The sequence below is a fragment of the Sulfuricurvum sp. genome, from assembly GCF_023250475.1.
In the GTDB taxonomy this organism is placed as follows: domain Bacteria; phylum Campylobacterota; class Campylobacteria; order Campylobacterales; family Sulfurimonadaceae; genus Sulfuricurvum.
The window spans coordinates 1-7,554 of record NZ_JAHFAQ010000108.1 but is presented as its reverse complement, the minus strand read 5'-3'; the positions used below and the strand labels follow the sequence as shown (position 1 = coordinate 7,554).

Genomic DNA, 7,554 nt, shown 5'->3' with positions numbered 1-7,554 from the left:
ATTCAAAAAACTCTTTTTAAACAAAATCTACAATCTCTCCTCCCCTATTTGCAGCAACACGATGAAAAGCCTGAAATTTATCTGGATGTATTATGTCCGAAGATTTTATCTGCACTACAGCAATACTTTTGAAAAAACAAATTTATCCAATATTAACTACCTGTATCTTCCACTTCATGTAATTCCGGAATCAACCACAACAGTTGTTTCTCCATATTACATCAATGAAACATTTATTATCGAATCAATTTCAAAAAGTATACGACCGGACCAATATGTAGTAGTCAAAGAACATTGGTCTATGATTGGATATAGGCCGATCAGCTACTATAAAAAAATCAAAAGACTTCCAAATGTCATCTTGATTGATCCGGTCAGCTACACCGTCCCTAAAGACTTTATTCTAAATGCTGATTTAGTAGTGACGATTTCGGGCAGTTCCGCTCTTGAAGCAGCTTTGCTAGGAAAAAACAGTTTGGTCTTTGCAGATGTCCTTTATGGCAAATTAAGCAGTGTAAAAAAAGTGTATGTCGATAGCAACTTGAGAAAAGTGGTTCGTGAGCATCAAAACTATCAAATGCCGGAAAAAGAGATTTATGCTTATTTAAAATTGCTCCTGGAGTGGGGAGAGTCCGTCAATATCAAGAATCTTTTGCTCCCTCCCGATAGAGTAGACAATGAGTTTGTCAAAAATAACATTGGTAAATTATTAAATGTATTTAGCAATGGCATTTCATTATATGAAAAAGGAACTCTGAAAAATGGAATTTAAAGAGACTAACGCCTCTGCATTGACGCGAGCAGATTATCTTTATGAAAAATTTTGCACAGATAGCTCCTTATCGCCTGAAATTTTTATCGAAGCGATCAAAACAGCTTATTACAAATATGATGCAGTGGTATACAATATAGGATATGCCAACTTACTCAAAAAATCTTTTTCTGCATTATTTGATTCTTTGCCTAAAGGGCACCGGATTGTTGATATCGGAGCAGGAACAGGAGAAACTTTTCAAGCGGTCAAAAATACCGGATATATATATGAATCCTATTTTTTCATCGAGCCGTTCAAATCGATGAGTGATCAGTTTCATTACAATGAGGCAGATAAAATTACCATACTAAATGATTATTTTGAAGGAACTGAAAATACTATTCCCAATACCGATATTCCAACGGTCTATATTTTATGCGGGGTATTGAGAACAATGGACAAACTCCCTCTTTTTCTGCAAAATATACACATGCGAATGAGAAAAGGGGACATTTTATTTCTCCCGATAGAACCAAACAATACCTATTTTTATAAGTTTTATGGGCTGTTAAAACCGCTTTTGTTCGGCAAAAGAGTATGGAACAAAATTAAAAGAACCGTTTCCAAACTTATTCATCCGGCAAATACGTCAGCATCGAAAGCATCTTCCGTACATCCACTCAATCAAGCTTTAAAATATTTGCAGGAAAACGGGATTGTCAACACCGGCTTTACGACTGAGATACTTTATGCCGTCGTTTATTATAATAATTATCTGCTTTGGCGTGGTATTCCGATTCCGGAAAAATACAATGACGGCTTTTTTACAATTCATCAGGTCGCTGCAGATATAGAGTGTGAAATCGCTGCTTTTAATACATGGAGCTATTTTTACAGTCTGAATTTTCCTTTTGGAGAGCGTATTATACAGGCACTATTCCCTAAATCCGGGTCTACATTTTCTGTTGTGTTGAGGAAATATTAATGATAGAAAATACCTATGATATCGGCGAAAATCTAAAACAAGCATTACAGACATATCGTAAAAATAATGCTATTTTCGTTGAAGAAAAAATTTATACGTATGAAGAACTTTATATCCAATCCAATACTTTAAAAAGTGCCATCATAAACTTTTGTGGATCAAATGAGCAATTTATCGGTATTTTGTGTTACAGAAGCATCAATGCCTATTCAGGTATTTTGGGAACATTATTCTCTGGACACGGTTATCTTCCGCTTAATCCCGCAAATCCGACCGATAAATTGCATAAAATAATCACGGTGTCTGAATGTAAAACGATAATCTTAGGAGAAGAGTGTGCCGACGTGTTTTCGGCATTGGCAGATATCACTTCTCCTCTAACACTTCTCTGCCCGAAGCCAGGAGAAAAGATTAGAGCATTACAGAGAAAAAACACTCACCATACTTTTATTTTTCCAGAACAGTTCCCAACAGCCGATATCGCATCGAATGTGCGTATTGAAGAAAACAGCCCTGCCTACATGATGTTTACTTCCGGCAGCACGGGAGAGCCAAAAGGGATTATCGTCTCACATAAAAATCTTTATTCCTATTGCGTATATTCTCTTGAGCGGTATCAATTCAATGAAAATGATCGTGTTTCTCAAATGTTTGATATTACCTTCGACTTATCGGTACATGATATCGTAACAACATTCTTCTCTGGGGCATGTTTATATGTAGTACCGAAAAAATCTATTATGTCTCCTGGAGAATTTATTCGCAAACACCAACTAACAGTTTGGTTCTCGGTCCCTTCTATAGCGATGTTTATGGATCGGATGAAAGTTCTTCAAAAAAATAGCCTGCCAAGCTTAAGATACAGTCTGTTCTGCGGCGAAGGGCTCCCATGTCATACGGCACAACAATGGCAGTCAGCCGCCATAAACAGTATCGTAGACAATTTATACGGTCCTACGGAAGCCACAATTGCCTTTATGGATTATCGGTGGGAACAAATTTTGGAAAATCCGTGTGTCAACGGTCTTGTATCTATCGGCAAACCGTTCAAAGGGCTAGAGGTAAAATTGATCCTGGATGGAAAAGAGGTCAATAGCGGGGAACTCGGAGAGTTATGTGTATCCGGCAATCAGGTTGTTCAAGGCTATTTCAAAAATGATAAGCTCACGAAAGAAAAATTTATCTCCTTCTCTGATGAGCCGGGGGAAATCTGGTATAGAACCGGCGACTTGGCCAGAAAACTAGATAACAATAATTATGCATTTCTCGGAAGGATTGATGATCAGCTGCAAATTCGTGGATATCGTGTTGAAATGTCGGAAATCGATAAAGCGGTGCGAGATGCCATAGGGCATCAAATGGCTGTTTCGGTACCGATCCTTTCTGAAGAAAACAAAAGTGTCGCAGAAGATGTCGTCGCATTCGTCGAAGCTCATACAGGACAACCGACGGAAGCAGAAGTAATCGCATATTGTAAATCGGTGCTTGCTGATTATATGGTACCCTCAAGCATCTACTTCATTCCAAATATGCCGCTTAATGCAAATGGAAAAATTGATAAAAAAGCACTATTACCTATGATAGATCAAATCTCTTTTAATATGGACGAAGCTCCCACATTGAGTTCGAATAAACATGATATCAGATGCTCTGTATGTCTTAAATCATTAGAAGAAGACAAAAGCTTAAACGGTATCGGTCTCATAAAAATCGTCAATCATCAGGGGCATGATGATTATATATGCCATATTTGTTTAAAAGGATTTTAGTAAATGGAAAAAGCAAAAGGGATTATCGCTCATTTCATCAAAACATCCCCCCATACCATTACCGACACAACGGTTATGGATCATACCGTCATACCAAGCTCAATTTTACAGCATAGGATGTTTGCATTATTGGCGGATGAAGGATACATTGTTCAAGATCCTGGGGCTATAGTGAGCTTCGGCGATTTTAAGGCAATGCTTGAAAACGGCTCTTCTTTTTCTTCAGGCACAGAAAAAGCACCAGAAATCAGCCCTGCCAATATCACATGCATGACATTCAAAAAAAATGAATCAATCGCCGGTTTCAATGTCGGAATTGACATTGAAGAACTATCTCATTTCGAAGCTTCGGAAAATTACAACAGTACATTTTACATAAATAATTTCAGTGCAGAAGAAATAGAGTACTGTAAAAGCAAAGTCGTTCCCAGAACCAGCTTTGCAGCCCTTTTTTCACTGAAAGAATCGATTGTAAAAGCGGATAATACATATAAAGGGATCCCCTTCAAAACCATAAATATCAAACATTCAGACCAGGGAATGCCTCAATTTATAGGGTTCTCATTATCTGCATCGCATACGGAAAACTATGTCATAACTATTGCGATTAAAAATGAAACCACCGTCAATGCAAAAATTACCGACACCCAACAAGTTGTACACAATGCCGATTATTTTTCAAAAAATACGGTATTGCTCATCGGACTTGCATCAATTCTGCTTTCCGTCACCATCAATATATTAATAGGATAAAAAATGATAGTAGTTAAAAAGCCCGACTCATTTATCATATTCGTTTTTTATACATTTACTCGAAAAGCATTATCTTTTCTGTATAAACTACGATGGAAATCGCGCTATCTCACGATGATAGATAAATTTGCTTATTTTGGACAAAACGTTGTTTTAGATTATGAAGTCTTATTTGTAGGTGAAGAGAATATATCTGTAGGAAACAATGTGTTTATCGGACAAAACTGTATCATCAATGCCGGACAAGGGGGAAGTATTTCTATCGGAGATGGAACTGGAATCGGTGCTTATACAACTATTATTACGTGGAATTTAGATAATCTAAACAATAGAGGTTTAGTTAGAAGTGAGAACCCCAATAAAATCAAAAGTGTTTTTATCGGAAAAGGGGTTGGGATCGGCTATGGCGTCACAATCAATCCGGGTGTCACCCTCGGAGATGGGTGTGAAATCGCAGCAGGATCGGTTGTAACACGCAATGTAAACCCCTTCGAAATCGTCTCCGGTTCCCCTGCAGTTGTTATTGGAATAAGAAAAGGAAAATAAAACATGGTTATATGGCTTATCGGAAAATCCAGTGTAGGAAAGAGTACTGTCGGTAAATGTTTAACAGAAAAAATTAAAATATTGCATACCAATACTATCTTTATAGACGGTGATATCTTCAGGGGAATGATGGGAAATGATTTAGGGCACACCATTGAAGATCGATACAAAAATGCAAAAAGAATTGAAGAATTCTGTGTGTACATGGATAGCCAAAACATTAATGTCGTATTTGCATTACTCTCTATTTTTCCGGATGTACAAAAATCAATAAGAGAGAGAGTAAAAAACTATTTTCAAGTTTATTTAAAAGCCTCAGATGAAACATTGAAACAAAGAGATGATCGAGGTGTTTACGATAATAAAAAGGATATTGTTGGGATAGATATAGAATTCCCAACCCCCTATCAATCAGATTTGACTATTGAAAATAATATTGAAGACGGCCTTTCTCCAGAAGAGATAGCTTCTCGTATTTTTAAAAAAGCTCTTAATGTTGAATGAAATAATTTTATCTCTTATTTTTATAGAGATTATATTTTTTGTATTTTCACTGTATGTCAGAAAAAATAACCAATGGTTTATCATAAACAAAGATAAAAAACCGAAATTTACTAAAGAAGTTTTGGAAAAAGTACTTACAAAAAGCTATGATCAGATTCTAGGCTGGGACAGAAAACCAAATACTTCAGGGAGCGAAAAAGGGAAATACGGTGTAGTTTACTGGAATATCAATGCATCAGGAGCACGTGATAATTTAGATTACAACCATCAAAAAAGCTTCATATCGCTTTTTGGAGACTCATTTACATTCGCACGTGAAGTTAATGACAATGAGACATGGGGCTATAAGCTCTCATTGCTTACCCAATCAAATGTCCAAAACTTTGGTGTCGGAAATTACGGATTCGATCAAGCTCTCATCAAATTAAATACAAAATTAAAATCTGAAAACTTTAGGCCTGAAATCGTCATCATAGGAGTTGTACCGGATACTATCTCACGAATTCTCAGCGTCTGGAAACATTACTATGAGTATGGAAATATTTTCGGTTTTAAACCAAGGTATACTCTAACCGATGGGAAAATAAAACTCATCGATAATATCATTGATAGCAAAGATAAATTTGCTACTTATGAAAAATATATAGGGCAGATTCAACAATACGATTATTTTTACAAAAACAAATTTTTAAAGGAAATTGTATCGTTCCCCTATTCAATACACTTTATGAAAAATTTGAAACGAAACTTCTCATTATCAATCGAAACCCTTCAAAAAGGGCATATAGACAAACCGACCGACTATATTATGAATAATAATTTAGAGTATAGAGTAAATTTATATAAAGACAAAAACAACATTGACTTGTTGATTGAAGAACTTAAATTATTTGAAACCTTATCAAAAGAGTATAATTTCAAAGCATGTTTTTTAGTGATGCCGCAAAAAGATGATGTAAAATATATACAAACCAAGAAAGACCATTTCTACAAAACCCTTATCGACCGAATTCCGGACAACATAGAGTATATTGATATATTTGAAAACCTAAAAGGATACTCTTCCGAACAGTTAGATTCCCTCTATTCTGAAAAGAGTGACTATGGTGGACATTTTAGCAATAGAGGAAATGAGTTCATAGCCAATGTGTTATATAGAAAGTTAATAGAAACCGAAATGATACAAAATAAACCCACTCAACAAAACATCAAAACGAAGGAAAATGCATGAGAAAAGTTTACAGATTTATGGATAACAGTGACTATTGGAATCAAAGATGGTCAAACTCGGGGGTTGACAGCGCAAAATTTGAGAACATGGATATTTACCCAATCAAATATACACAAATGGTCATTGGCAATAAAGATCATAAGATATTAGAAGCTGGTTGCGGAGCTGGAAGAGTTTTTTTCCATTATAAACATCTTGGTTACAACATAAGCGGTTTGGAATACAGCCCGATAGCAGTCGAAAATATAAAAAAAGAAGATGCTGAAGCAGATGTCATTGAGGGAAGTGTCTGTGACATGCCCTATAAAAACGGTGAATTCGATACACTTTTGGCTTTAGGGCTATACCATAATTTTGAAGATCAAAAAATGTTAGAAGATTCAGTAAGAGAAAGTGCAAGAGTTTTAAAAACAGGCGGGAGAATTTTGGCTTCCGTAAGAGCAGACAACATTGAGAACAGACTGACAGAGTATATAGTTAAAAAACAGAATCCCAATAAAGTATTTGATAAATTTCACAAGCTTCAATTTACTCTTGATGATATAAAAGCATTATTCAGTAAAAACGCATTGGAAATTGAAGACGCTTTTTATGCCAGAAATGTCTCATTTCTCTTTAAATTTGACTTGCTGAGAAGTAAAGCTCTAAAGAAAAATAGCTTTAACGAACAACAAGCAAGAAGCAAAGGGTTTCAGTTGAATATTGTAGGAAAAATACTGGATAAATTTCTAAATAAATTTTTCCCTTCGCAATTTTCGAATATCATTATAGTCATTGCCAAAAAAGTAGATTAAGCACATGATCCATAAATTGTATGAAAAGAGTTCTAACCGCTCTTTTCTCCGTTTTTTTATTTTATTAGCTCTCAAAAAAAGGGATAGAAGCAAATGTTAACTCTTTCCCTCTCTTCAAAAGCTAAAACATTGGAAATCCTCTCTCCGCATTTAACAAGAGCTAAAATTCTTCCTCTTATCCGCTTTAGTGTTCATGAGTACAAAAACGACAAAGACCT

Annotated in this window: 8 protein-coding genes; all 8 read left to right on the top strand. The window is 35.6% G+C overall.

Features of this window, described 5'->3' with window-relative positions:
* Nucleotides 1-772: hypothetical protein (locus Q0C19_RS09630; protein WP_295055472.1), on the top strand; the 772-nt coding region annotated here is incomplete at its 5' end.
* Nucleotides 762-1,739 (top strand): hypothetical protein, encoded by a 978-nt coding sequence (locus Q0C19_RS09625; protein WP_295055470.1) that lies wholly within the window; start codon nucleotides 762-764, stop codon nucleotides 1,737-1,739. The genes Q0C19_RS09630 and Q0C19_RS09625, both read left to right, overlap by 11 nt.
* Nucleotides 1,739-3,508, top strand: a complete 1,770-nt coding sequence (locus Q0C19_RS09620; protein ID WP_295055468.1) for an AMP-binding protein — start codon at nucleotides 1,739-1,741, stop codon at nucleotides 3,506-3,508. Before Q0C19_RS09625 ends, Q0C19_RS09620 begins: the two co-directional genes overlap by 1 nt.
* 3 nt (nucleotides 3,509-3,511) lie before the next feature.
* On the top strand, nucleotides 3,512-4,261 hold the full coding sequence (locus Q0C19_RS09615; protein WP_295055466.1) for a holo-ACP synthase: 750 nt from the start codon (nucleotides 3,512-3,514) through the stop codon (nucleotides 4,259-4,261).
* Between the two features lie 3 nt (nucleotides 4,262-4,264).
* The gene (locus Q0C19_RS09610; RefSeq protein ID WP_295055464.1) at nucleotides 4,265-4,807 is read left to right on the top strand and encodes an acyltransferase; all 543 of its coding nucleotides are present in this window, start codon (nucleotides 4,265-4,267) and stop codon (nucleotides 4,805-4,807) included.
* Nucleotides 4,808-4,810: 3 nt separating this feature from the next.
* Entirely contained in the window at nucleotides 4,811-5,311 is a 501-nt protein-coding gene (locus Q0C19_RS09605) for an adenylyl-sulfate kinase (protein ID WP_295055462.1), read from the top strand.
* Nucleotides 5,301-6,542: a hypothetical protein gene (locus Q0C19_RS09600; protein WP_295055460.1), complete on the top strand. Its 1,242-nt coding sequence runs from the start codon at nucleotides 5,301-5,303 to the stop codon at nucleotides 6,540-6,542. Before Q0C19_RS09605 ends, Q0C19_RS09600 begins: the two co-directional genes overlap by 11 nt.
* Nucleotides 6,539-7,336: a class I SAM-dependent methyltransferase gene (locus Q0C19_RS09595; protein WP_295055458.1), complete on the top strand. Its 798-nt coding sequence runs from the start codon at nucleotides 6,539-6,541 to the stop codon at nucleotides 7,334-7,336. The genes Q0C19_RS09600 and Q0C19_RS09595 overlap by 4 nt, the downstream gene beginning before the upstream one ends.
* Nucleotides 7,337-7,554 lie beyond the last annotated feature (218 nt).